This window comes from Candidatus Eisenbacteria bacterium (assembly GCA_016930695.1).
GTDB lineage: Bacteria > Orphanbacterota > Orphanbacteria > Orphanbacterales > Orphanbacteraceae > JAFGGD01.
Window position 1 is genome coordinate 1 of sequence record JAFGGD010000038.1, and the last position, 24,214, is coordinate 24,214.

23 protein-coding genes are annotated in these 24,214 nt (G+C 67.4%); 3 read left to right on the forward strand and 20 right to left on the reverse strand.

Annotated elements, in window-relative coordinates; translation table 11 throughout:
* Positions 1–297 precede the first annotated feature (297 nt).
* The 6 genes from JW958_09580 to JW958_09605 all read right to left on the reverse strand — a co-directional run bounded on the left by JW958_09580 (position 298) and on the right by JW958_09605 (position 6,267).
* Positions 298–870 (reverse strand): cupin domain-containing protein, encoded by a 573-nt coding sequence (locus JW958_09580; protein MBN1826506.1) that lies wholly within the window; start codon positions 868–870, stop codon positions 298–300.
* Positions 871–1,166: 296 nt separating this feature from the next.
* Positions 1,167–2,348, reverse strand: a complete 1,182-nt coding sequence (locus JW958_09585; protein MBN1826507.1) for an FprA family A-type flavoprotein — start codon at positions 2,346–2,348, stop codon at positions 1,167–1,169.
* A 45-nt stretch (positions 2,349–2,393) separates the two neighbouring features.
* The gene (locus JW958_09590; GenBank protein MBN1826508.1) at positions 2,394–3,098 is read right to left on the reverse strand and encodes a class I SAM-dependent methyltransferase; all 705 of its coding nucleotides are present in this window, start codon (positions 3,096–3,098) and stop codon (positions 2,394–2,396) included.
* Between the two features lie 14 nt (positions 3,099–3,112).
* On the reverse strand, positions 3,113–3,862 hold the full coding sequence (locus JW958_09595; protein ID MBN1826509.1) for a SagB/ThcOx family dehydrogenase: 750 nt from the start codon (positions 3,860–3,862) through the stop codon (positions 3,113–3,115).
* 35 nt (positions 3,863–3,897) lie between these two features.
* The gene (locus JW958_09600) at positions 3,898–4,107 is read right to left on the reverse strand and encodes a dodecin domain-containing protein (protein MBN1826510.1); all 210 of its coding nucleotides are present in this window, start codon (positions 4,105–4,107) and stop codon (positions 3,898–3,900) included.
* A gap of 177 nt (positions 4,108–4,284) precedes the next feature.
* Positions 4,285–6,267 (reverse strand): ABC-F family ATP-binding cassette domain-containing protein, encoded by a 1,983-nt coding sequence (locus JW958_09605; protein ID MBN1826511.1) that lies wholly within the window; start codon positions 6,265–6,267, stop codon positions 4,285–4,287.
* 305 nt (positions 6,268–6,572) lie between these two features.
* On the opposite strand from JW958_09605, the gene JW958_09610 reads away from it, so the two are divergent.
* Complete coding sequence (locus JW958_09610; GenBank protein MBN1826512.1) at positions 6,573–7,232, forward strand: energy transducer TonB; 660 nt, start codon at positions 6,573–6,575, stop codon at positions 7,230–7,232.
* A 29-nt stretch (positions 7,233–7,261) separates the two neighbouring features.
* Here the strand turns inward: JW958_09610 and JW958_09615 are convergent, their stop codons facing one another.
* Genes JW958_09615 through recA form a run of 7 tightly spaced genes read right to left on the reverse strand, consistent with a single transcriptional unit; the run spans position 7,262 to position 16,642 of the window.
* Positions 7,262–8,419: a glycosyltransferase gene (locus JW958_09615; protein MBN1826513.1), complete on the reverse strand. Its 1,158-nt coding sequence runs from the start codon at positions 8,417–8,419 to the stop codon at positions 7,262–7,264.
* Positions 8,412–10,739 carry a glycosyltransferase gene (locus JW958_09620; GenBank protein ID MBN1826514.1) on the reverse strand — a complete coding sequence of 776 codons (2,328 nt, stop codon included), beginning with the start codon at positions 10,737–10,739 and terminating at the stop codon, positions 8,412–8,414. Before JW958_09620 ends, JW958_09615 begins: the two co-directional genes overlap by 8 nt.
* A gap of 3 nt (positions 10,740–10,742) precedes the next feature.
* Positions 10,743–11,306 (reverse strand): SIS domain-containing protein, encoded by a 564-nt coding sequence (locus tag JW958_09625; protein ID MBN1826515.1) that lies wholly within the window; start codon positions 11,304–11,306, stop codon positions 10,743–10,745.
* Positions 11,307–11,317: 11 nt separating this feature from the next.
* A complete protein-coding gene (rfbD, locus tag JW958_09630) occupies positions 11,318–12,172 on the reverse strand; it encodes a dTDP-4-dehydrorhamnose reductase (GenBank protein ID MBN1826516.1) in 855 nt (284 codons plus the stop codon).
* Between the two features lie 31 nt (positions 12,173–12,203).
* Positions 12,204–12,953: a geranylgeranylglyceryl/heptaprenylglyceryl phosphate synthase gene (locus JW958_09635; GenBank protein ID MBN1826517.1), complete on the reverse strand. Its 750-nt coding sequence runs from the start codon at positions 12,951–12,953 to the stop codon at positions 12,204–12,206.
* 22 nt (positions 12,954–12,975) lie between these two features.
* Positions 12,976–15,624, reverse strand: coding sequence for an alanine--tRNA ligase (gene alaS / locus JW958_09640; protein ID MBN1826518.1), 2,649 nt, complete (start codon positions 15,622–15,624; stop codon positions 12,976–12,978).
* On the reverse strand, positions 15,596–16,642 hold the full coding sequence (gene recA, locus JW958_09645; GenBank protein MBN1826519.1) for a recombinase RecA: 1,047 nt from the start codon (positions 16,640–16,642) through the stop codon (positions 15,596–15,598). Before recA ends, alaS begins: the two co-directional genes overlap by 29 nt.
* A 562-nt stretch (positions 16,643–17,204) precedes the next feature.
* Between recA and JW958_09650 the strand changes: the two genes are divergently transcribed.
* Both JW958_09650 and JW958_09655 read left to right on the forward strand, forming a co-directional pair.
* Positions 17,205–17,885, forward strand: a complete 681-nt coding sequence (locus JW958_09650) for a hypothetical protein (protein MBN1826520.1) — start codon at positions 17,205–17,207, stop codon at positions 17,883–17,885.
* Between the two features lie 115 nt (positions 17,886–18,000).
* A complete protein-coding gene (locus JW958_09655) occupies positions 18,001–18,585 on the forward strand; it encodes a hypothetical protein (protein ID MBN1826521.1) in 585 nt (194 codons plus the stop codon).
* Here JW958_09655 and thpR read toward each other — a convergent pair.
* From thpR to dnaX, 7 genes are read right to left on the reverse strand one after another with little or no spacing between them, the layout of a single operon-like run.
* Complete coding sequence (gene thpR / locus JW958_09660; GenBank protein ID MBN1826522.1) at positions 18,506–19,102, reverse strand: RNA 2',3'-cyclic phosphodiesterase; 597 nt, start codon at positions 19,100–19,102, stop codon at positions 18,506–18,508. The two genes, JW958_09655 and thpR, sit on opposite strands and share 80 nt — an antisense overlap.
* Positions 19,099–20,367 (reverse strand): competence/damage-inducible protein A, encoded by a 1,269-nt coding sequence (locus tag JW958_09665; protein ID MBN1826523.1) that lies wholly within the window; start codon positions 20,365–20,367, stop codon positions 19,099–19,101. The genes thpR and JW958_09665 overlap by 4 nt, the downstream gene beginning before the upstream one ends.
* The gene (locus tag JW958_09670) at positions 20,364–20,852 is read right to left on the reverse strand and encodes a phosphatidylglycerophosphatase A (protein ID MBN1826524.1); all 489 of its coding nucleotides are present in this window, start codon (positions 20,850–20,852) and stop codon (positions 20,364–20,366) included. Before JW958_09670 ends, JW958_09665 begins: the two co-directional genes overlap by 4 nt.
* A gap of 9 nt (positions 20,853–20,861) precedes the next feature.
* The gene (gene pgsA / locus JW958_09675; GenBank protein MBN1826525.1) at positions 20,862–21,455 is read right to left on the reverse strand and encodes a CDP-diacylglycerol--glycerol-3-phosphate 3-phosphatidyltransferase; all 594 of its coding nucleotides are present in this window, start codon (positions 21,453–21,455) and stop codon (positions 20,862–20,864) included.
* 31 nt (positions 21,456–21,486) lie between these two features.
* Entirely contained in the window at positions 21,487–22,086 is a 600-nt protein-coding gene (recR, locus tag JW958_09680; GenBank protein ID MBN1826526.1) for a recombination protein RecR, read from the reverse strand.
* A gap of 25 nt (positions 22,087–22,111) precedes the next feature.
* On the reverse strand, positions 22,112–22,444 hold the full coding sequence (locus tag JW958_09685) for a YbaB/EbfC family nucleoid-associated protein (protein MBN1826527.1): 333 nt from the start codon (positions 22,442–22,444) through the stop codon (positions 22,112–22,114).
* Between the two features lie 40 nt (positions 22,445–22,484).
* A complete protein-coding gene (gene dnaX, locus JW958_09690; protein ID MBN1826528.1) occupies positions 22,485–24,137 on the reverse strand; it encodes a DNA polymerase III subunit gamma/tau in 1,653 nt (550 codons plus the stop codon).
* Positions 24,138–24,214 lie beyond the last annotated feature (77 nt).

A 24,214-nucleotide genomic window follows, 5' to 3' on the forward strand; every position in this document is an offset into this window, starting at 1 on the left:
ACCGGACGCCTCGCCCTTCTGAATCTCGTTACGAAACCGGCGCCGACCGCGACCTATCGACCGAAAGAAAGGAAATACCGGGAAGGGGCTCGTCCAAAGCGGCCTCTCGCCACGCGCCCGGACCTCTCGTGTACGAAACCTCCCCCCAACCGCGACCTCGAAATACTGGAGACAGGAACGATCGGACGCTTCGCCCTTCTCCCTCTTCCGCTTATATATTCGGCGGGAGAAGTCGGGGGTGAGGGTTCGTGCTTCTCTCCCCCCTCGCGGGGGGCGAGGGTGTTTTTCGGTGCCGGATCATCGAGTCAACTTTTCGATGACCGCGGCATGCTCCGGGTACTCGGCGAGAAGGGGGGCGCGGCCGGCCATCTCGAAGTCTTCGAAGTGAAAACCGGGGGCGAGGGTGCAGCCCGTGAGGGAATACGACTCCGGGTCGACCGGCAAAGCGCCGAACCAGACGCCGGCGGGCGCCGTCGCCTGGAAACGCTCCGCGCCCGGCCCGATCCGAATTTCCTCGTGGCGACGATCCGGGTGGATCAGGTGAAGCGCCAGATCGGCGCCTTCGTAATGGTGCCACACCTCGTCCGCGGCGAGCCGGTGGAGGTGGGAGCGTTCCCCCGGTCCGATCAGGAAGAGAATCGCCGATCCGAGGGATCGATCGCCTCCGAAACGTTTCGGGAGCGCGTCCGCGGCGATCGTCTCGCCGGCACGCCAGGTTTCCCGAAAACAGCCTCCCTCGGGATGCGGCGCGAGGCCGAGACGCGCGACCCAATCCGACGCGCTTCGCGCCGCGCCTTCCCCCGAAAGAGGGGGCGCGTAACGCTCATAGTAGCCGATCGTCCGCCCCGCGCGGTCTCGAACGGCGCGCATCCATATGCGACTTTTTCCGTCGTCGGTGATGAGGCGTTCCTCCTCGCGACCGCCGAGAAACGCCTCCAGCACGTCGGCCATCACCGCCCGGGAGCGCTCGTTGTGACAATCGAGAAGGGATCTTCCGAGAAGCGACTCCCCCGCCGCATAGTGCGCGATCGCCGCGCGGTTCATGTAGCGGATCACATGATCCGTGTCCGCCAGGAGGACCGGATCGACCAGTCCGTCCAGAAGGGCGACCGCAACGTCCCGCCCGATTTCTGCCGCCCCTTCGCCTCCCCTCGCGCCCGCCTTCGTCATGACGCCAATCCGGCTTCGGCGTGCTTCGCGGCGATCCTTTCCGCGAGATCGTCCACCGCACGGAGCGCCTCCTCGTCCGGGTCCCCCTTGCAGACCACCGGTTCGAGGGTCTCCAGCTTGAGCGAAGGCATCAGGCGGTCGATCTGCTCGATCGCGCGTCCGCCCCAACCGTAGGAGCCGACCACCGAAACGAAACGGGCCTTCGGCTTGAGCGCGTTGGCGAGATAGGCGGCGTAGGCGGCGGTCGGATGCGCGCCGCCGAGCACCACCGGCGTGCCGATCACGATGGTCGCGCAGTCCACCATCTCCGCGGCGAGCTTTCCCACGCTCGTCACGGAAACGTCCACCGGCCGCACGCGCACGCCGCGGTCGGCAAGGGCGCCGATCAAGCGGAGCACCATCTTCTCCGTGCTTCCGTGCATCGAAACGAAGGGGAGCAGCACCTCGTTCCGCGGCTCCCCCGCCGCCCAATCCCGATAGGCGTCCAGGATCGCCGCCGGCCGATCATGGACCGGCCCGTGGCTCGGCGCGATCGTTCCGATGTCGTATCCTTCGAGCCGGGCCAGGTGTTTGGTGATCGCCTTCCGGTAGGGCATCATGATCTCTGCGTAATATTTCTTCGCCGCCTCCAGGACGCGGGCCTCCTCGCGGGCGTAGAGATCGCTCGTGGCGAAGTGGGACCCGAAGAGGTCGCAGGAGAAGAGGATCTTCTCCTCCCGGAGCCAGGTACCCATCGTTTCCGGCCAGTGCACCCAGGGGAGATGGAGGAACTCCAGGGTCCGGCCGCCGATGTCGAGAATCTCCCCGTCCTCCACCGTCTCGAAACGGTTCTCGGGAACGTGAAGCAGATCGCCGAGCATCTCCCGGCATTTCGGCGTGCAGACCACCTTCGCCTCGGGGTAACGCTCCAGGACGACCGGGATCGATCCGGAGTGGTCCTGTTCGGCGTGATGGGCGACGACGCGGTCGATTCTCTCCACGTCCGCGAGCTGGGCGAGCAGACGGTCCACGACCGTCGGCTCCACCGTGTCCAGCAGCACCGTCATCTTCGAACCGCGGACGAGGTAGGCGTTATAACTGGTGCCGTCGGGCAGGGGCATCAGCGCGTCGAAAAGCCGGCGGTTCCAGTCCACGGCTCCGAGCCAGTGCACGCCCTCGGCGATACGCCTCTTTTGCATTCCTAAACCTCCCTATCGTAAAATATATTTTTCGTTTCCGCGCGGTCACGAAGCGGCCGGTCGCCGCCTCCAAAACAGGCCCGTGCACTCCGGGACGATCGCCGAACCGGCGCGGGCGATCCGCTCGGCGGCGGCGTCTCCGAAGAAAAACCGGGTGAGTTCCGCGGCTTCCGCCGGGGATTCGAACCCGTAATCGGTGCGGATCCAGAAAGAGCGAAAACCGGCGTCCCGCAAAAAACGGAAGTAGGCGCTCAGATTCTCCGGAGGCGAGGGGGACTCCGCGCCCGTGCCGAGCGTCTCCAGAAGAACCGTCGTTCCGCCGGGGCGGATCGCCCGGTCGAACTCGGCCAGCGCGGCGGCGACGTCGCCGAGAGGATCCGGCCCCTCTTTCGTGGCGAGATGGCTCACGCTCCAGCCGCTGAGGACCAGATCCGCCGCCGCCCCATGCACCGGGAGAGCGCGGTGGTCCGCCGCCGCGTAGGCCGCGCCGCCGTTCCTCCCCGCGCCGGCGCGCTCCCGGGCCCTGCGGAGCATCGCGTCGGACCGATCGAAGGCGAACACGTCCCCCGCGACCGGCTCGACCAGGCGGGTGAGCCGTCCCGTGCCCGCGCCGGACTCCACGACCCGGAGACCGCGGAGGGATCGAACCCTCTCGATCGCCGGGAGGATGTTCCCCTCCCGATCCTCGCGGGAGACGAGGCGATCGTATCGCTCCGTCTCGTCGCGATAAATCGATTCATAATCGGTCATCGTTCCACCGGGCGTCAGGGGCCGGAGACGCGTTTGCCGGCGGCGGCGAGATAGATCGCGAACTCCCGCTCTCCGTCCAGGCCGAGCAGGCGGTTCACCGCGTCGTCGTCGAAGGCGGCGATACCGCATGCTCCGCCGCCGATCACCTCGGCGGCGAGATAGAGGTTCTGGCAGACGTGCCCCGCATCGAGATGCAGGTAGCGATACCCCCGCTCCCCGTACCGCCATGTCATCCGATGGGCGACGGCGGCCCAGGCAAAGACGACGGCGCTCCTCTCCACGAAGGATTGGCCGAAGCAGGCCTCGGCGAGGGCCGCGCCGAAATCGCCGTCTTCACGAAGCCGGACCAGACCGTGCCCCAAGGCGTCGAATCGATAGAGTCCGGGCGCCAGCCCCTCCACTCGATGCACGGAAAGATAGGTCTCGAAGGCGTGGCGCGCCCCGGCGGAGGGAACGGTGCGGATCGTGGCGACCCCCTGCCGGATCTCCTTCACGCCCTGGGCGCACCAGAGGAGGAAGGAAAGCTCCTCCCGGGTCAACGGACTCTCGGCGTAGCTCCGGAGGCTCTTCCGCCCGGTCACCAGAGCGGTGAAGTCGAGCGGCGGATAACGGAAGGAATCGAGCGCGGGGAGAGCGATCCGTCCCTCCCCTTCCTCCACGGCTCGGACCAGGGGGGGCTGGGGCACGCCTCTTTGTTGTTCCGACACGCCGAGACGGTCGTACCGTGTCTCCTCCATAAAACGCCTACCGATCTCTTTTGTCATCCCTCGTCTCCGCCGCGCGCCGGGCCGCCCGTCCTTCAGTCCTCGATGGTAAAGCCGACCTTGATCGTGACCTGCCAGTAGGCGATCTTTCCGTTCTCCAGGTGGCCCCGCGTTTCGGTTACGGTGAACCACCTCATGTTCCGTATCGTCTTCGAAGCCCGCGAGACGGCGTTCTGGACCGCTTCCTCGACGGATTTTTGGGACGAACCGGTCAGCTCGACGATTTTGTACACGTGATCGGGCACCGTTTCCCTCCCCGGGACGTTATACCGTCCCCGTCTCGTTTCATGCCGGCGGAGTCGAATCCGCCCTTCGGGCCGGTTTCCTCCGCATCCCTCAATGTACGACGCCGGATCGGCGCCGGGCAAGACGATCGGATCGACGCCCGTTCCCGGCCCGCCCACCGGAACCGCCGCCGATCCTCACGGCTCCTCCCCGCCGCCGAACTCCTTTTCCAACTCCTCGAACCGGAGTTCGACCTCCTCCCACCGCTCCGTCTTCGCCTCCAGCTCCGCCTTCAGCTCCCGGTGCGTCTTGAAGGCCTCCTCGAGAGAAGCCCCGCCCGCGCGGTAGAAAGACTCGTCCGCCATCCGGGCTTCGAGCCCGGAGATGCGCTCCTCCAGCCCGGCGATCTCCGCCACGATCCGGTCCCTCTCCTCCCGAACCGGCTTCAGCCGCCGGTAACGCTCGTTCCGCGCCTCCGCCTCGCGCCGCTTCTGCTCCCTTTCCCGAGCGCGTCCGCCCGATCCTTCCTCCGCGGCTCCCTCCGCGTCCTCCGGCCCGAGCGCCGGCGCCTCCCCTCCCCTCTCCTCCTTCCTGCGGAGATAGTCCCGATACCCTCCCATGTGATCCCGCACGCCCCCGCCCCCCACTTCCACCACACGGTCCGCGAGCCGCTCGATGAAATGCCGGTCGTGACTGATCATCACCAGCGAGCCCCCGTACTCCTTGAGCGCCTCGATGAGCACATCCCGGGAGGGGATGTCGAGGTGGCTCGTCGGCTCGTCGAGAAGGAGCAGGTTCGGCGGATCGACGAGGAGCTTGGCGAGGGCGACCCGCGATTTTTCCCCTCCGGAGAGAATGGAGATCTTCTTGTGCACGTCGTCGCCGGTGAAGAGGAAACGGCCGAGCAGGGAGCGGACGTTCTGGGGGGTGAGCCCCGGCGCCGCCTCGCCCACCTCCTCCAGCGCGGTGCGATCGTAACGGAGCGTATCCACCTGGTGCTGGGCGTAGTAGGCGACGGCGACGTTGGAGCCGAGCACGCGCTCCCCCGCGTCGATCCCCTCCACCCCGGCCAGCACCTTGAGAAGCGTCGATTTCCCCGCGCCGTTCGGCCCGACCAGGACCAGCCGCTCGCCGCGCTCGATCCGGAAGTCCGTGTCGTCGTAGATCACGAGAGAGCCGTAGGCCTTCCTCATCCCGCGGAGTTCGATCACCACCCGCCCCGAACGGGGCGATTCGGGAAACCGCAGCCGGATCTGTTTGGTCCGGGCCGCGGTTTCCACGCGCTCCATCTTCTCGAGCTGTTTGATGCGGCTCTGCACGCGGGCGGCGGCCCTCTTGTCGGCGCGGTAGCGGGCGATGAAACGCTCGGTCTGGGCGATCCGCCGGTCCTGCGCCCGGCGCGCCGCCTCGAGCCCTTCGTCGCGCACCGCCCGTGCCCGCCGGTAGGTGTCGTAATCGCCGGTGTAGGCGTTCACCTTCCCGCCGTCGATCTCCAGAATCCGCCGGACCAGGTTGTTCAGGAGGGTCCGATCGTGTGAAACGACCAACAGCGAACCGGGATACCCGCGGAGATATCCATCGAGCCAGATCACCGACTCCAGATCGAGATAATTGGTCGGCTCGTCGAGGAGGAGAAGGTCCGGCTCGGTGAGAAGATGACGGGCGAGGGCGAGGCGCATCAACCACCCGCCGGAAAACTCCGAGACGGGCCGGTCGAAGTCGGACTCGCGGAAGGCGAGGCCGGAGAGGATTCTCTTCGCCTCCGCCGGGAGGTCGTATCCGCCCCCCTGTTCGAAAAGGAGCTGCAGCTCGCCGTGCCGCAGGGCGAGACGCTCCAGCTCCTCCGGGTCGTCGGTCCCCCGCATCTCCTCTTCCAGGAGGCGAATACGGTGTTCCAATCCGTGGAGCCTCTCGTGGCCGGCGATCATCTCCTCCAGGAGGGTCCTCCGGCCGGAGCGGGGCACCTCCTGCTCGAGCATCCCCACCGTGGCGCGGCGGTTGCGGGTCACTTCGCCGGAGTCCGGTTCGACCCGGCCGGCGAGAATGCCCAGCAGGGTACTCTTCCCCGACCCGTTCGGCCCGATCAGACCGATCCGCTCCTGCACGCCGACGGTGAGGTTCACGTCCGAAAAAAGGGTGCGCCCCGCGAATCCCTTCTCTACGCCAACCAGTGCGATCATAGCGACAGTGTATCACAGAAGACGGCGAAGAACCGCCGGCGGCGACGGGGCCCGTCTTGACACTCTTTGAAATCCTAAGGAAAGTGGAGAAGTGACCCGGGAGCGGAGGCGGACCGAGAACGAACCGCGCCCGGATCGCCGGTAAAACGATCGCCGTCCGCGGGCGCGATCCCGATCGACCCTCATTCGTTCAATGATTCGCCGCGCGGCAGCCGGCCGCGGGCTACGGAACGGAACAACGGTCGAGCGGTCCCCGCGCCGGAACCGGCTACCGGTTGCGGGGACCGCGGCAGGAGGATCGCGCCATGAACCAAGCCTGGGAAGGATTCCACGAAGACACGCGCTCCCTGATCGACAAGGCGCTTATCGCCGCCGTGTTCCTGCACGCGGTGACCCTCTTTCTCGCCCCCGCCGCCCCCGAGCCCGTGCCGGTCGACATCTCGAAGGTCGACACCATCCTCTACGAATTCGCGAGCGAGCCGGGCGAACCTCCACCGGAGCCGGCGAGCGTGAAGCGCCCGGCGGCGCCCGCCCTCTTTTCGCTCGACGACTTCGCCGTGAGCGAGGAGGCGGGCGTCGAGGAGACCATCCGGGACACGAAGGTGGCGATCGACGCCCCGATCCGGGACTCCTCCCCCGGCGAGGGCCGAATCGACAGGCCGGTGGAGTGGGGCGGTCCGGGAAATTACGAAACCTGGAGCACGCCGCCGTCGCCGCGCCGGCTCGTTCAACCGGACTATCCCCCGCTTGCGCGGGAAGCGGGGATCGAGGGAACGGTGATCGCCGAGGCGTGGCTCGACGCGGAAGGACGGGTGGTCGAGGTGAGGATCGTCGAGTCCTCGTCGTCGGTCTTCCACGAAACGGTCATCCGCGCGCTTTATAAAAGCCTCTTCCATCCGGCCAAACAGAAAGAGAGGGCGGTGGAGAGCAGCATCCGGATCCCCTTCGAATTCCGTCTGGAGTGAGGCGGGAGCGCACGCTCCCCGGCGGAGGATCAGCCCGCGTTCCCCTCCAGGATCGCCTCCTCACGCCTGAGCAGTTCCCCGATCCGCCCGAGGAAGAGAGGACGATCGAAGAGAGCGGCCCGGGCGCGAAGGAGGCGCGGATCGAAGCGCTCGGGGTGAAAGCGGCGGATCGCCTCCTCGATCGAGTCCTCGTCCTGAGCGTCGAAGAAGAGACCCGTCGGGGGGCGTTCCTTCGAATCCTCCTCCCCCACCACCGTCTCCAGCACGCCGCCCGCCCGGTAGGCGATCACCGGACAACCGCTCGCCATCGCTTCGAGAGGGACGATCCCGAAATCCTCGACCCCCGGGAAGAGAAGCGCCCGCGCGCGGCCGAGAAGACCGGCCCGCTCCTCCTCGGAGACCCATCCGGCGAAACGCGCCTTCGGCCCCGCGATCTCCTCCAGGCGCGCCCTCTCCGGGCCGCGGCCGACCACCACGAGAGGGACGCCGAGGCGCTCACAGGCGCGGATCGGCAGATCGAGACGTTTGTAGGGGACCAGCGCGGAGAGGACCAGAAAGAAATCCTCCCGCTCGAGATCGCACCGAAACCGGCCGATGTCCACCGGCGCGTGAATCACTTCCGCTTCGCGGCCGTAGATCCTTTCGATCCGTTCCGCCACGTTCGACGAGTTGGCGACGAAGCGGTGCACCCGGGGGACGGTGCGGAGATCCCACCGCCGGAGCGCGCGGGCCACTCGCGGCATCACGGCGCGTGTGATCGGTCCGGTGCGCGGGTTGTTGAAGTAGTCGTCGTAAAACTCCCATATGTAGCGCATCGGCGTGTGGCAATAACAGACGTGCCGCGCCCCCGGCGCGGGGATCGCCCCCTTGGCGACGCAGTGGCTCGACGAGAGGACGAAATCGTACCGGGAGAGATCGAAACGTTCCACCGCCCGCGGGAAGAGAGGAAGGTAAGGCTGATGCCGCCTCCCCGCGCCGGGGAGCCGCTGGACAAAGGAGGTGACGATCCGGTGCGACTCGATCCGTTTCGTCACGCGGCCGGGGACGTGGACGAGGGTGAAGAGATCGGCGTGGGGCAGGAGTTCGCAGAAGGCGTCGAGGCACCATTCCCCTCCACGCATCCCGGTCAGCCAGTCGTGAACGACGGCGACCCGTTTCCCGGCCAACGGCGGAGACGCTTCACCCATGGCTCAGGACCTCCCGATAGACATCGAGGGTCAGCTCGGCGGTGCGCCGCCAGGAATAACGGCCGGCTCGCCGGAGCGCGGCCGCGGCGTAGCGGCGGTGCAGGTCGTCGTCTCCGAGGAGGCGGAGCATCCCGTCCGCGATCTCCCTCTCGCTCTCCGGATCGACCCGCACGCCCGCGTCGGCCACCACCTCCTCGATCGCCCGCGTGGCGGACACCACGACGGGGACGCCGCAAGCCATCGCCTCCAACGGCGGCAGCCCGAACCCTTCATACAGGGAAGGGAAGACGAAGAGGCGCGCGGCGTTGTAAAGCGAGGGGAGAAAGTCGGCGGGGAGAAAACCGGGGAAAAGGACCTCCCCCTCGAGGCCGAGCCGCTCCGTCTCGCGGATCAGGTCGGGCGCGCGTTCCGGATCGCCTCCCGCCAGCACCAACCGCCCTTCGTACCCTTCCTTCCTGAGGAGACCGAAGGCGCGGATCAGTCGGTTCAGGTTCTTGTGCGGGAGGAAGTTGCTCACGCAGAGGACGTACTCTCCCTCCACGCCGATCCGCCGGGCCACCTCCTCGCGCGCCGCTTCCCCGTCGATGGGATGGAAGCGGTCCTCCACGGCGTTGTAGATCACCTTCACTTTCTTCTCGTCCACGCGGAGCCGGCGGACCAGATCGTCCCGCGACGCCTCGCTCACGGTGATCACCCGAGAGGCGGAGCGGACCGCCGCGGTCATCATCGCCCGGGCGTAGGCGGCGGCGGCGCGGGAAGGGGGATGGAAGATATGAATCAGGTCGTGGACGGTCACCACCGCGCTGCAGGGATGGAAGAGGGGGAGCACGTAGTGGGGCGAGTGAAAGAGATCGATCCGGTGCCGCCGCATCTTCCGGGAGAGCGAGATGTGCTCCCGGATCGAGTACTTGGGGGAACGGTCCGGTTCGGTCCGGATGTTCTCCCCCCAGGAGAGGTTTTCTTCGGGGTAGGAGAAGACCACGTATTCCCTCTCCCGGTCCAGCCGGGAGAGTTCCCAAACCAGGTTGCGAATGTAGGTGCCGATTCCGTAGTCGTGGATCTTGCGAGCGTCGATGCCGATCCGCCCCCGGGGGACGGCCCGCTTCGGGGGAAAGGGATCGGATCGGCCGTACGCCTCGACGATCTCCTCGATCCGCTCGATCCGCGTTTCCCAGGTGTTTCGCCGCGCCACCCGGAGCCGTTCCTCCACGCCCCGGCCGTCGTCCTCGAGGGCCGCCTCCACGGCGCGCACGAACTCCTCCGGCGACGAGGCGAGCCGGCAGTAATCCCGATACTCGGTCACGGAGGGGAGATCGGTCATCACGATCGGCTTCCCGGTGGCCATGTACTCGTGAAACTTCATGGGAAAGACGTTCACCGTCGTTTCGTTTATGGCGAACGGGATGATGCAGACATCCATCGCCTTGATCCAGCCCGGCAGCTCGGCGTAAGGTCGGGCACCGAAAAGCCGCACGTTCGGCCGGCGGCGGAGTTCCTCGAGTTCGCGGCGGCGCTCCCCCGGCCAGACCGGACCCACCAGAGCGATGGTCCAATCCGGCCGCGCATCGGCGAGATGGAGGAGAAGCGGAAAATCGATTTTATAGCCGCTCAGGGCACCGACGAAACCGATGACCGGCCTGCGGAGCGCCGCCGCCTCCGCGGGGACGGGCGTCTCTTCGATCATCGCCTTGCGGAAATGCTCCGCGTCCGCGACGTTCGGCAGATAGTGGGTGTTCGGGTTGTAGCGTCGTTTCCCCTCGAAAAGGGACGGAGAGGTGGTGAAGACCAGGTCAGCCTTCCCCAACAGTTTTCTCTCCATGTCCTGGATCACGCCGGCGGAGACGCCCGGGTTGGCGCCGTACTCGTCCACGCAGTGGTAGACGCTGAGGCTCTCGCCAAGGTGGCCGACCAGGTCGGAGGAGGTGGGGAGAAAGGTCCAGAGGATCATCCGGCGGAAACCGCGTTTCCGGGCGACTCGGGAGAGGCTGTTCCGGAGAAGCCAAAAGTTGAGCTCGCGCACCCAAGGAAGATTGTAGAGGGGGATCAGGAGCGGCGAGTAGACGGTGAGATTGCCGCTGACCGGCCTTTCGCCGCGCGCCCAGTTCCAGAGGCGGCCCGCCACGCGGTAGACGTCCCGCCATCGGACCGACGGCCGCCTGAGTCCGAGGGACTCGACGAAGAGCACCCGGTTGGTGCGCGCGAGCCGGCTCATCAGGTGCTGGGAGTTGGTCCAGAGGGCTGCGTCCCAGTTGGCGGAGGCGATGCAGAGAATGTCCGCGTCGCGGAGAGATTCGATTCCCTGTTGAGGCCTTTCGTCCATGGTTCAGCCGCCGAAGAGGCGGTCCTCGATCATGAAACAAAGAAGGTGACCGAGGGCGATGTGCATCTCCTGGATCAGCTGGGTGTCCCCGGAGGGAACGGCGAGAAGGTGGTCCACCAGGTCCGGCGCCGTCGTTCCGGCCTCCCCGGTGAAAGCCACGTTCACCGTGCCGATCCGCCGTCCCATCCGGAACGCCTCGAGCACGTTCTCCGAGCGGCCGCTGGTGGTGATGCCGATCAGCACGTCCCCCTCCCGGGCGTAAGCCTCCACCTGCCGCGAAAAGACGTGCAGAAAGGATTTGTCGTTCGATACGGCCGTGAGGAGGGATGTGTTCGTGGTCAGCGCCAGCGCGGGAATCGTCCCCCGGACCTTGCTCAGCTTGTCGATCAGCTCGGTGGCGAGGTGCTGCGCATCGGCGGCGCTCCCGCCGTTTCCGAAAAAGAAGATCTTCCCGCCGTCGGCGAGAAGATCCGTGATCCTGCCGGCCGCTATTCCGAAAGGTTCCGCCATCTCGCGGCGAACCCGCTCGATCACCTTCGCCCTCATTCTCAGCGACGCGTCGAACATGCCTTCCTCCTCTAGGCGGGCGTGGCGATGCGCCCGATGAAGTCCGCCAGCGCCTCGCGCCAGGGCCGGAGCGGCGGCACGCCCAGCGCCTCGAGCCGCGTCTCGGCAAGGGTGGAGCGGGCCGGACGGGGCGCGGGCAGGGGATATTCCGCAGTGGAGACGGGCTGAATCCGCGTCCTTTTATGCCCCGCCAGATCGAGCGCGGCCCGTGCGAACTCGTATCGGCTCGCCTCCCCGCGGTTCACGATATGGAAGATCCCCGCGCCGCGGCGCCGGACCAACCCGAAGATCGCCGCCGCCGCGTCGGCGGAGAATGTGGGCGACCCGAACTGGTCGTTGACCACCCGCAGTGTGCGGCCCGCCTCCGCCGCGGTCAGGATGGAACGGACGAAGTTCCCCCGCCCCCACTCGCCGTAGAGCCAAGCGGTGCGGGCGACCGCCGCGCCGGGGAGCAGTCCCTGAACCGCTCGCTCGCCGGCCAGCTTGGAGCGCCCGTAGGCCGAAAGGGGGACCGGTTCGTCGTCCTCACGGTAGGGACGGTCCGTGTCTCCGCGAAAAACGAAATCGGTGCTCACCATCACCAGGCGCGCGCCGGTTTCGAGGCACGCCTCGGCGATATGCCGGCTCCCCTCGGCGTTGATGCGGAAGGCGAGATCCTCGTTCTTCTCGCAACCGTCCACATCGGTCATCGCCGCTGCGTGGATCACCACGTCGGGCCGATTGTGCCGCAGATATTCGATCACAGCGTCGCGGTCCGTTACATCCAAACGATCGATGTCCGGCGCGTCCGTGTCCCCCTCCCGCGCGAAGAGCGGGGCGAGATCCTCGCCGAGCTGTCCCTCTCCACCGGTAATCAGGGTACGCATGGCCCGACCTCCGGCGCGTGTTCCGCGCCCTTCACGCCTCCGGCCGGACGGGCAAACGCCCGCCGTGAACCGCCTCGGCGAAGGCACGCGCCCGCTCGGCGGAGAAGCGGCTCTCCAGGGCCGTGCCGATCACCACCGCGTCGGCGCCGGCGCGCCGTGCCGCCTCCGCTTGCTCCGGCGCGCGGATCCCGCCCCCGGCGATCACCGGGAGTCCGGCATAGTCCCGGACCGAGCGGATCAACGCCGGCGGAACCGGGGCGTCGGCGCCGCTTCCCGCCTCGAGATAGACCGCACGCATTCCCATGTAACGCGCGGCGAGAGCGTGGGCCATGGCGATCTCGGGCCGGTCCCCCGGGATCGGCTCGGTGCGGGAAACGTAGTGCACCGTCCGCGCGCCGCCGCATCCGATGAGCAGATAGGCGACGGGAATCGGCTCGATGCCGAGGCGGCGCACGGCCGGCGCGGAGCGAACCTGCTCCTCCACCAGATACTGGGGGTTCCTCCCCGAAAGGAGGGTGAGGAAAAGTACGGCGTCCGCCTCGCCGCTCAGACCATGGGCGCTCCCGGGGAAGAGGATCACCGGCACGGATGTTCCCTCACGAAGGGCGAGGATCACGGGCTCCAAGCGATCTTCGAGGGAAAAGCTGGAGCCGACCAGGAGCGCGTCGGCGCCCGCCTCTTCGAGCAAGCGCGCCCGTTCGGCGCAATCCCCCGGCTCGATCCGATCCTGGTCGATGAGCGGGAGAAAGAGCGCCCCGGTTTGCTCCCGCCGGGTCATCAATCGATCGAAAACGCCTATCGGCTTACCCTCCTTGGGCGGCGCGGCGCACCATCTCCGGCACGGCGGCGAGCGCCTCCTCCAGGTGGTCCGGCTCGCCGCCTCCCCCCTGGGCGAAGGTGGGCTTGCCGCCCCCCCGACCGCCGATCCGGGCGGAGACCTCCCGGATCAAATCACCGGCGGAAAGCCGCTTTCCCGCCACGTCCCGACTCACCATGCCGACGACGAAAGCCTTGTCGCCGGTTCGGGTGCCGAGCACCGCCACCAGCGACGTTCCCTTTTCCTGGAAACGATCCACGATATCCTTTAAAACCGAAGGGTCGGCTTCCGGGACGATCGCGGCGATGACGCGCAGGTCCCCCACCGGCGTCGCGCCGGCGAGGAGGTCCGCGGTCCGGTCGCCGGCGCCGCTCTTGCGCGCCTCGAGCAATTCCTTCTCCAGGCGACGCACCCTCTCCTGCAGCGCCTCCACCCTCTCCGGCAGCTCCTCCGGCGTGGAACGGACCACTCCGGCCGCTCGCTCCAGCAGATCCCGGTCCTCCCGGATCCGCCGGTAGGCGCCGGCTCCGGTGAGCGCCTCGATCCGCCGGACGCCGCTTCCCACCGCCTCCTCCGAGACGATCAGAAAAGGTCCGATCTGCCCGGTCCGACCGACGTGGATGCCGCCGCACAGCTCGCGACTATAGCCCTCCACCTCGACGAGCCGCACCGTTTCTCCGTATTTCTCTCCGAAGAGCGCCGTCGCGCCCCGCCGCCGCGCCTCGGCGAAGGAGACCGTTTCGATCCGCACGGACAGATCCTCCTGCACCTTGCGGTTCACCAACGCCTCGATCCGCGCCAGCTCCCGGTCGCCGGTCCTTTCATAATGAACGAAATCGAAGCGGAGCCGGTCCGGCGCGACGAGCGAACCGGACTGCCGCACATGATCGCCGAGCACCTCACGCAGGGCGCCGTGGAGCAGGTGGGTGGCGGTGTGGTTCCGGGCGATCGCCGCGCGCCGCTCCGCGTCGACCACGGCCCGCACCGGCTCGCCCGCGCGGAGCGGTCTCTCCGCGCGACCGGCGAGGAGCGCCTTGTCGTCCCGGCTCCGGCGGGTGTCCCTCACCGTGAAGAGGGAATCGCCGCCGCCGCCGGGCTCGAGCCGCCCCTGGTCGCCGACCTGTCCGCCCGACTCGCCGTAGAAGGGGGACTCATCGAGCACGATCGTCCCCTCCTCGCCCTCGCCCAGGCCGTCCAGGCGCACGCCGTCCCGCAGAATCGCCGCGACCCGAGTCTCCGCCTCGCGCCGCTCGTAGCCCACGAAAGTACTCTCCAGGTCGGGAAGATCCTCCGCCTCGCCTCTCTCTCCGCCGCCCCCTTCCCATCGGGAGCGGCCGCGGGCCTCCTCCATGGCCTTCTCGAATCCCGCGCGGTCCGGCTCGATCCCCTCGGCCCGCGCCATCTCCTCCGTCAGCTCCGCCGGGAAACCGTAGGTGTCGTAGAGGCGGAAGATTTCCTCCCCCGGCAGCACCGCCCCCTTCCCGCCTCGGAGACCCGCCACCGTTTTTTGGAAGATCTCGAGTCCCTGTTCCAAGGTGCGGCGGAAACGCTCCTCCTCGGCGCGGATCGTCGCGGCGACCCTCTCCCGGGTGTCGAGCAGTTCCGGATAGGCGCCGGACATGACCTCCGTCACCCGCGAGCCGATCCTGTCGAGGAAGGGCTCCTCCACGCCGAGGACGCGGGCGCGGAGCACCGCGCGCCGGAGGATGCGCCGAAGCACGTAGCCGCGCCCCTCGTTCCCCGGCTGGATCCCTTCGTGGAAGGCGAAAACGAGCGCCCGGGCGTGGTCCGCGACGATGCGCGACGCGGTAAGCGCCTCTCCCTCCGCCGGGTCGACGCCGCGCGCGAAGGAGCGCACCTCCTCGAGTATGGGCGTGAAGAGGTCCGTGTCGTAGTTGCTCGGGACTTCCTGCAGGATCTGGGCGAGCCGCTCCAACCCCATGCCGGTGTCCACGCCCCGGTTCGGCAGGTCGGTGCGGTTCCCGTCCGGGTCCTGGTTGAACTGCGGAAAGACCAGATTCCAATACTCCAGATAGCGGTCGCAGTCGCAGCCGACGGCGCAGGTCGGCAGTCCGCAACCCCGTTCCGGGCCCAAATCGACGTACAGCTCCGAGCAGGGTCCGCAGGGCCCGCTCCCGCCGGCGGGCCCCCAGAAGTTGTCCTTCGCGCCGAGCCGCACGATCCGGGCGGGGTCGACGCCGACCCCCCGCTCCCAGATACGCGCCGTCTCGTCGTCCTCCTCGAAAACCGAAATCCAGAGCCGGTCCCGGGAAAGGCCGATCACCTCGGTGGAGAATTCCCAGGCCCAAGCAATCGCTTCTTCCTTAAAATAATCGCCGAAGGAGAAATTGCCGAGCATCTCGAAGAATGTGTGATGCCGGCTCGTGACCCCCACGTTTTCCAAGTCCGAACCACGCAGGCAGGGTTGCACCGTCGCCGCGCGCCGGTGCGGAATCGGTCCGACGGCGACGTAGTACGGCTTGAACTGCACCATGCCGGCGCTGGTGAAGAGCAGCGTAGGGTCTCCCTGCGGGGCGAGCGGCGAGGGCGGAAGGACCGGGTGCCCCCGCTCGCGGAAGAACTCGAGAAAGACCCGCCGCAGTTCGTCACTCGTCCAGCGGCTCGTCTTTCCCATCGAGTTTCTCCGTCTTCGGGAGAAGGCCCACCCTCTCCCGGATCATGGTTTCAATGTTGTCCGCGACTTCGGGGTAGTCCTTGAGGAAACGCTTGGCGTTCTCGCGCCCCTGGCCGATCCGCTCCTCGCCGAAGCTGAGCCAGGTGCCGGACTTTTGCAGGACCTCGTGCTCCACCCCCAGGTCGATCAGATCCCCCTCGCGGGAGATACCCTCGCCGTACATGATGTCGAACTCGGCGATGCGGAAGGGCGGGGCGATCTTGTTCTTGACCACCTTCACCTTGGTCCGGTTCCCCACCACTTGGTCGCCGTTCTTGATCGACGCGATCCGCCGGATGTCCATGCGGACCGAGGAGTAGAACTTGAGCGCGTTGCCGCCCGAGGTGGTCTCGGGGTTGCCGAACATGACGCCGATCTTCATTCGAATCTGGTTGGAGAAGATGATCGACGTTTTCGACTTATGGGTGATGCCGGCGAGTTTACGGAGCGCCTGCGACATGAGCCGCGCCTGCAACCCCACGTGGGAATCACCCATCTCCCCCTCGATCTCGGCGCGGGGAACGAGCGCCGCCACCGAATCGATGGCGATCACGTCGATCGACCCGGACCGCACCAGCATCTCGCAGATTTCGAGGGCCTGCTCTCCCGTGTCCGGCTGGGAGACGAGCAGGCTGTCGATGTCCACGCCGAGTTTGCGGGCGTAGGAGGGATCGAGGGCGTGTTCGGCGTCGATGAAGGCGGCCATGCCCCCTCGGCGCTGCGCGTTGGCGATCACGTGAAGAATCAGCGTGGTCTTCCCGGAAGACTCGGGACCGTAGATCTCGATCACCCGGCCGCGGGGCACGCCGCCGGCGCCGAGGGCGATGTCCAGCGAGAGGGAGCCGGTCGGGATGATCTCGATCTCTTCCTGCACCCCGTCGGCGCCGAGGCGCATGATCGCCCCCTTGCCGTACTGTTTCTCGATTTGCGCGAGAGTCGATTCGAGCGCCTGCGCGGAGCCCGTATGGACTTCCTTCATTTTCTTCTTTTCCGTTTTGCCAGCCATGCCGAGCCGTCCTTTCCCGTCGTTCTTCCCACCCGGGTCGCGAGCCCCATCGACCGGCGTAGTATAGCAGCCGGGGAGCCCACTGTCACGGCCCGGCTCCGCCGCGGGCCCCGGCCGTTTCGAATTCCGAACCATCGAGGAATCAACGGGATCCACGGAGGGATCCCGGCCGCCCGGATCGGCGCCTCCCCGAATGCCCCGATTCGTCGATCCCCATGCAAGGCAAGAGTTAAAGTGCCCGGTCCCGGCGACCGATAAAATGAAAAAACCTTGCAAGTCCTTATCTAAGGCTAGACTTTATCGTGAAAAACGTGGTAATATAGTGACGCTCCCACGAAAGTTGGCCTTGCTGTCTCCCTCGAGCGATCGGGAAAGGTCTTGTCGCCCACTCCCTTGAGTGCGCGAAAACGAGAGACGCTCATTCAGGACTCGGGGGGATGGTCGCCGCGCTGATGCGACCTCCCGCAGGCCCGGTGCCGGCAGAGGAGCACGCGGGGACCATCACCAGTATACGGCTCGAAAGGAGGATTCACGAATGCGGAAGTCTCTGGCTTTGTTCGCCGCGTTGGCGGGCTGCCTCGTGATCGCGACGGGCGCTTGGGCAACACTGCCCTGCGCCGCCAACTCGTCCTGCGCGATCGAAATCGACAACACCTTCTCGGGTGGCTGCGCCGACGCCGATTTGGTTTGGTGCCCGGGCGGAGACGCGGACTTCATCGTGATCCGCGCCACCGTGCGGAACTGCCTGGACGACCCGCTCGCCGGCTGCAACCTCCGTCTGGACCTGGACGGCCAGGGCGACCCGCAGGATGAGATGGGCGCGACCAACATCGCGATTTGCGGCAGCCAGTCCCAGACCCAGGCCTCAGACGCCAACGGCGCGGCGGCGTGGGTGATCACCGGCGGCGGCTGCGGCAGGTTCGACCTGGACTGGACCATCACCGCCGAGTGCGCCACCCCCGAGGTGGAGCTTTGCGACAACACGGACCAGTTCTGCGTGAAGTCGGCCGACTTCACCGGCGACCTGACCGTCAACTTCTTCGACACCTTCAAGTACCTGCCCGCTCTGAACAGCGGTTTAGGCTACTGCGCCGACTTCAACTGCGACGGTGCGATCAACTTTTTCGACACCTTCAAGTATCTGCCGCACCTGAACGGCGCGTGCAGCTGCACCGGTTGGACGCTCACCGCGGCGACCCTCGGCGAGTGCCCGTAAAAACAGGCGTGTCGTGAACGATTCGGGCGGCCTTCGGGCCGCCCGTTTTTTTATCCGTTGACCCCCGTGCTTCGACTCTGCTATTTTCAGCCCGCCCCGACAGGAGGATCCTTTCATGTTTCATCGAATTCCGGCCGCGACGACGGTGCCGGTTCTCGTTCTTCTTCTGATCGCGTTCGGGTGCGGCGGTGACGGGGGACGTTCGGACGAAGAGGGGGAGGGGCGCGGAAAAACGCGGGAGGAGCGGACCGCCGCGCGGGAGGAGACCGCTCCGGTCGACGAACCGGACGACCAGCCCCCCCTTACCATCGACCCGAATAAAATGGAGCTGCTTCAGGCCGGCCTTCCCGCGGAGCGGCTGGCCGCCAAGTACGAGCTGCTCCTCCAGAGGATCGCGCTGGAGAGACGGGAAGGGGTTTTCACCATCGAGCGGTCGATCGACTCCGGCCTGAGGCCGATCGCGGGCGAGCACCACGAACTGCTCGCGGCGGGGCTCATCGACACGACGTTGACGGTGGAGTTCGTGCGGCTCGCGGAGATCGTCCTGCAGCGCCACATCCTGAGCGAGAAGGATCGGACCGGGCGGCAGGCGCATGAGCAAATCGAAAAGATCCGCGCCCTCATTCCGGAGCATGCGCGGGAAGCGCCGTCCCGAGAGGAAATTCCCGGAGAACCCGGTACACCGCCCCCCGCGGAGTGAGCGTGCTCCCCATCAGGTGGAGCGCCGCCGCGCGCTCCGCGATCGGCTCCACCGGAAGCGCGCCGTAGCGCTCCAGCATCCGCGGCGATGGACGGCGTTTGGTCCGCCCGGTGGTGATGTGCGGGTGGAAGCGCGCCTCCTTCTCGAAGCCGAGGTCCCGGATCGCGTCGTCCAGACGCCGCGCGAGTCCGGTGATCTCCGCGCCCCCCTCGGAGACCCCGACCCAGAGCACCCGAGGAGAAGAGAGCGAAGGAAAGGCGCCCGATGCGCCGAGGGCGAAGCGGAAGGGGGGGAACTCCGCGGCGACCCGCGCCGCCCTCTCCTCGACGCGGCCGCGCAGCCCCGGCGTGACATCGCCGAGAAAGCGGATCGTCACATGCAGGTTCGCGGCCGCGACCCAACGGACCGGTTCGCCGCCGCTCCGGAGAGGACGGATTCGATCGTCCACTTCCCGCCGCAGCTCCTCATCCAGAAGAAGCGCGAAAAAGACGCGTACCGTTTCCACGCCGCCGCTCATCCACCTCCCTCCTCTTCCGCGATCAGATGAAGGCGAATCATGTCGAGGGCGTGCCGGGCGGCGCGGTCTTTCACCCGATCCCGGCTCCCCGGGAGATCCCAACGTCGGACGATCGTCCCCCCGCGCGCGTCCAGCGCGATGAAGACCCGCCCCACCGGCTGGTTCTCCACGCTCTCCGGGCCGGCGACGCCGGTCACGCCGACGCCGATGTCCGCGCCGGAGAGGGCGCGCACCCGTCGGGCCAGTTCCTCCGCCGTCTCGGCCGAGACGGTCCCCCGTTCGCGAAGAACCTCCTCGGGAACACCGAGGGTCGCCTTCTTCCGCTCCGCGCCGTAGGGGATGAAGCCCTCGCGAAACCAGGCGCTGCTGCCGGGGACCGAGGTGAGCAGATCCGCGAGCCGCCCGCCGGTGCACGACTCGGCGGTCGCCACGGTCCTCTTGCGAAGGAGAAGCAGGTAGGCGACCACCTCTTCCAACTCTTCGCCGCCGGTGGAGTAAACCAGATCGCCGAGGATCGCCGCCGCCTCGTCCGTCTGCATCGCCAGCACTCCTTCCGGATCCCCCTCCACTCCCTCGTGAAGGCGGAAACGAAGCGTCACGCCGCGCCGCTCGGGGAGGAAGGAGATCGAGACCGGCCGTTCCCGGGCGAGGTAATCGCGCAGCTTCTCGGCGAGGGCGTTCTCGCCGATCCCCCATGTGCGAAGTGATTTCTGGCGGATCGGCGCCTCGCCGTTTCGGCGGCGGAGGTAGGGAATGAGCCCGTCCTCGGTCAGCTGCCGCATCTCCGCCGGCACGCCGGGGAAGACGAACACCGTCGCCTTGCGGATTTTCATCCGGAGACCGGGCGCGAGGCCGACACGGTTCGGGATCTTGCGCGCCCCCTCCGGAAGCGAAGCCTGCGCCACATTGATGGCGGGCATCCGGATCCGCCTGTCCCGGTGGTATACCTCCATCTCCCGGATCAGGGCCGGGTCGGGAATGAGACGGACTCCGGCCAGATCGGCGAGGGCTTGGCGGGTTCGGTCGTCGGGGGTCACGCCGAGCCCGCCGGTGACCACCACCAAGGGGGAGCGCGCCGCGGCCTCATCCACGGCGCGCCGGATCTCCTCCTCGCCGTCTCCCACCGTGGTCTGCCGATCCACACGCACTCCCGCCTCGGCGAGCCGCGAGGCGAGCCAAACGAAGTTGGCGTCCGCCGTCACCCCGAGGAGGAGTTCGTCGCCGACGGTCACCACCTCGGCGTTCCGGATCGAACGCCCGCTCACGAGAGGAGCCCCCACAGGAAGATCGCCAGCCGAAGCGAAACGTTGGCGTACACGCCGGCGAGAATATCGTCGAGCATGATCCCCCAGACACCGGTCCCCTCCTCGACCGTACGCACCGGCCAAGGCTTCACGATGTCGAAGAAGCGGAAGAGGAAGAAGGCGGCGACCACGGCGGCGACTCCGTTGGGGATCAGGTAGAGGGTGACCGCCATTCCCGCCACCTCGTCGATCACCACCACGCCCGGATCCTTACCGTACTTCGCCTCGGCGTAACGGGCGGACCAGGCGCCGGCGAGCGTGATAACCGCGATCGCGGCGATCCATTCGGGTCTCTCCCAGGCGGGGAGACCGGGAAGGCGGCCGGGAAGAAGGAGCAGCAGCGCCGCGAGGGCGGAACCGGCGGTGCCGGGCGCGACCGGCGCGAAGCCCGTGTAGAGGGCGGAATAGACCACCCGGGCGAGAGGTTCCCGTCGGCTTTCGTTCAATCCTTCCTCCTATCGAAGCACCCGCCGGATGAACGCCCGATTGGCGAGCAGGTAGTGCAACCCGGTGAGGAGCGTGAGCGCCGTGGTGGCCGCGAGGATCACCGCCAGCACCGTCTCCATCCAGGGGCCGCCGATCCAGAAGAGCGGCGTGCCGAACCGTTCCCGGGTCATCCCCGCCAACACGTGCAGGATCGAGAGAATCACGAACCCCATCTGGAACATGGTTTTCGCCTTCGCCGCCTGGCTCGGCGGGATCATCAGCCCGCGGTAGGCGGCGACGGTCCGGAGGCCGGTGATCAGGATCTCCCGCCCCACCATGACCATCACCATCCAACCGTACACGAAGGGGAGCCGAACCGTCAGCAGCGTGATCAGCGCGGTGCTGGTCAGGATCTTGTCCGCCAGCGGATCCATGAACTTGCCGAATCCGGTGACCACGCCGGCGCGACGCGCGAGCCACCCGTCCACCAGGTCCGTGAGCGCCGCGACCAGAAAGACGAGAAAAGCGATGTATCGTGAGTAAACATTATTAATCAGAAACAAAGTCATAAAGACCGGAGAGAGGAGGATTCGCGATAGCGTGAGCAGGTTCGGCAGGTTCATCTTCCCCCCCGGCTCCCGGAGGCACCCCGCCCTATTCGATCCGGCGACGCCCCTCGAGGGCGCGGGCCAGGGTGACCTGGTCGGCGAACTCGATCTCTCCGCCCACGGGAACCCCCCGGGCGATCCGTGTGACGGAGACCGGCAGATCCCGAACCGCCTCGGCGATATAGAAAGCGGTGGCGTCTCCCTCCACGGTCGGGTTGGTGGCGAGGACGATCTCCCGCACGCCGGCGGAGCGAACCCGCTCGACCAGCTCGCCGATCCGGAGGGTTTCGGGGCGGACCCCCTCGAGCGGCGAGAGCGCCCCGTGCAGCACGTGGTAGACGCCCCGGTAGGCGCCGGTTCCCTCGATGAGCGCGACGTCTCCCGGCTGCTCCACCACGCAGAGAAGCGATTCATCCCTGCGGGGATCGGAACAGATCGCGCAGAGTTCCTCTTCGGTGTAGTTTCCGCAGCGCGAGCAGGGGCGAACCCGCTCCTTCAGCTCCACCATCAGCCGCGCGGTCTCCTCCACCTCTTCCCGCGGCGCCCGGAGGAAGTGATAGGCGATCCGTGCGGCGGACTTGCCGCCCACGCCGGGGAGCTTCTTCAGTTCGTGGATCAAGCGGTCCAGGGTCGGAGATTGAAGCACCTTCGCGCCCTCTTCGGAATCGGGATCAGAAACCGGGGAGCCCACCGCCGAGGCCGCCGAGGCTGGCCAGCGGCCCGGCCGCCTTCGCCATCTCCTCGCGGGCCCTTTCGCCGGCCTGGTGCATCGCCTCTTTCACCGCCGCGAGCACCAGATCCTCCAGCATCTCCACGTCCTCCGGGTCCACCACTTCCGGGTCGATCCGGATCTCGAGGATTTCCTGGCGGCCGTTCACGACGGCCGTTACCTTTCCGCCGCCTGAGGAGGCCTCCAGCGTGATCTCCTCGAGACGCTTTTGGGCTTCCGCCATCTTAGCCTGCATCTCGCGGGCCTGCTTCATTAATCCGGCCAGTTCTTTCAAGGGATCGCTCCTCCAGGGGTTCGCGCGGCCTCGGGGCCGCCTATCCGACGATCTCGCCGTCCAGCATATCGAGGATCCGGCTCATCCGCGGGTCGTTCTTCAGCGAGGCTTTTCTTTCCCGCTCCCCGTCCGCCTCGTGGGAACCGAGCACGCCGCGCAGGCGGCGCGTGGCTTGAAAATAACGCTCGAACGCCTGCTCCAACGCGTCCCGGTTCTCGCCGCCGAAGGCCTGCTCCAGCTGGAAGCCTGCGCTCTTCGGAAAGGCGAGTTCCGCGTCCTTCTCCCCCACGCGCCCGACGCGGGTCCCCTGCAGGAGCGAGGCGAGGACGGCGTTCTCCTGCTGCAGCTCCCGGAGAAACTCGTCCCACTTGTCCCGGAAAAGGCGCGGCGCGTCGCCCGGCTCGCCCCTCGGCTCCGGCCCGGCCGGCTCGGGAACGGCATCGGAGGGGGTCCGTTTCCCGGGGGCGGATCCGCGGGGCTCCCGCGCCGGAGACCCATCGGAGCGCGGCGCGGCGACGCGACGCGGCGACGGCGATGCGGCCCTTCCCGAGGGCGCGGACGCCCTCCCTTCGAGGCTCTCCAGGATCCGGCCGAAGGGAACGGTGGAGTCCATCCGCACCAGACGGAGGAGGAGCATCTCGAGGGCGAGTCGCGGCTTGGGTGAGAAACGGAGATCCCGCCCTCCCTCGCCGAGGAGGGAGAGCATGCGGATCAGGTCGTCCGCCTCGAAACGCGCCGCCTCTTCCCCGTAGCGGGCGACGGTCTCCTCCGGCGCGTCGATCATCGACAGGGGATCGGCGCAAACCTTCGCGACTAAAAGATTGCGGAAGTGCTCCTCCAACGCGAAAAGAAAATCGACCGGGTCGCGGCCGCGCCGCACCAGGGCGTGGACCGCGTCGACCGCCCCTTTCGGGTCGCTCCTGTGCGCCGCCTCGGAGAGGTCGAAGAGAAGCTCCTCGTCCACCACGCCGAGCGCCTCCTCGGTCTCCTCGGCGCGGAGCGTCCCGCCGCCGTAGGCGCGGGCCTGTTCGAGGAGGGAGAGGGCGTCCCGCATGCTGCCGTCGGCGGCGCGCGCCACCAGATGCAGCGCCTTCTCGTCCGACTCGATCCCCTCGGATTCCACGATGTGCTGCAGCCGCCCGACGATGTCCCTCGTGTCGATCCTCCGGAAATCGAAACGGATGGTCCGGCTGAGGATCGTGGCGGGAACCTTGGTGGCCCGCGTGGTGGCGAAGACGAAGAGCACGTGAGGGGGCGGTTCTTCCAGCGTTTTCAGAAGCGCGTTGAACGCCTCGGTGGTGAGCATATGCACTTCATCGATAATGTAGACCTTGCGCTTCCCCGCCGAGGCCATGTAGCGGACGTTCTCGCGGAGGTCGCGGATCTCGTCGATTCCGCGATTCGAGGCCCCGTCGATCTCGAGCACGTCCATGCTCCGTCCGGCGGCCACCTCGGCGCAGCTCCCGCACTCCCCGCAGGGCTCCGGCGTAGGTCCCTTCTCGCAGTTCAGGGCGGCGGCGAGGATGCGGGCGGCGGAGGTCTTGCCGACCCCGCGCGGACCGGCGAAGAGATAGGCGTGGGCCACCCGCTCCTGGCGGATGGCGTTCTCGAGGGTGCGGGCCACGTGTCCCTGGCCCACCAGATCGCCGAAGACTCGGGGCCGCCACTTGCGAGCGAGAACGAGGTAGTTCACTGGTTCTCTCCCTCCCCTTCGCGGGCGATCGTTTCCATGGATAGTCCGGCGCCGGATCCGATCCCTCCGGCGCGAGG

Bases quoted from the DNA above. Each gene is read 5' to 3' on its own strand.
- JW958_09580 (MBN1826506.1), bottom strand. From the start codon at position 870: ATGCGCGCCGTTCGAGACCGCGCGGGGCGGACGATCGGCTACTATGAG.
- JW958_09585 (MBN1826507.1), bottom strand. From the start codon at position 2,348: ATGCAAAAGAGGCGTATCGCCGAGGGCGTGCACTGGCTCGGAGCCGTG.
- JW958_09590 (MBN1826508.1), bottom strand. From the start codon at position 3,098: ATGACCGATTATGAATCGATTTATCGCGACGAGACGGAGCGATACGAT.
- JW958_09595 (MBN1826509.1), bottom strand. From the start codon at position 3,862: ATGACAAAAGAGATCGGTAGGCGTTTTATGGAGGAGACACGGTACGAC.
- JW958_09605 (MBN1826511.1), bottom strand. From the start codon at position 6,267: ATGATCGCACTGGTTGGCGTAGAGAAGGGATTCGCGGGGCGCACCCTT.
- JW958_09610 (MBN1826512.1), top strand. From the start codon at position 6,573: ATGAACCAAGCCTGGGAAGGATTCCACGAAGACACGCGCTCCCTGATC.
- JW958_09615 (MBN1826513.1), bottom strand. From the start codon at position 8,419: ATGGGTGAAGCGTCTCCGCCGTTGGCCGGGAAACGGGTCGCCGTCGTT.
- JW958_09620 (MBN1826514.1), bottom strand. From the start codon at position 10,739: ATGGACGAAAGGCCTCAACAGGGAATCGAATCTCTCCGCGACGCGGAC.
- JW958_09625 (MBN1826515.1), bottom strand. From the start codon at position 11,306: ATGTTCGACGCGTCGCTGAGAATGAGGGCGAAGGTGATCGAGCGGGTT.
- rfbD (MBN1826516.1), bottom strand. From the start codon at position 12,172: ATGCGTACCCTGATTACCGGTGGAGAGGGACAGCTCGGCGAGGATCTC.
- alaS (MBN1826518.1), bottom strand. From the start codon at position 15,624: ATGGGAAAGACGAGCCGCTGGACGAGTGACGAACTGCGGCGGGTCTTT.
- recA (MBN1826519.1), bottom strand. From the start codon at position 16,642: ATGAAGGAAGTCCATACGGGCTCCGCGCAGGCGCTCGAATCGACTCTC.
- JW958_09650 (MBN1826520.1), top strand. From the start codon at position 17,205: ATGCGGAAGTCTCTGGCTTTGTTCGCCGCGTTGGCGGGCTGCCTCGTG.
- JW958_09655 (MBN1826521.1), top strand. From the start codon at position 18,001: ATGTTTCATCGAATTCCGGCCGCGACGACGGTGCCGGTTCTCGTTCTT.
- thpR (MBN1826522.1), bottom strand. From the start codon at position 19,102: ATGAGCGGCGGCGTGGAAACGGTACGCGTCTTTTTCGCGCTTCTTCTG.
- pgsA (MBN1826525.1), bottom strand. From the start codon at position 21,455: ATGAACCTGCCGAACCTGCTCACGCTATCGCGAATCCTCCTCTCTCCG.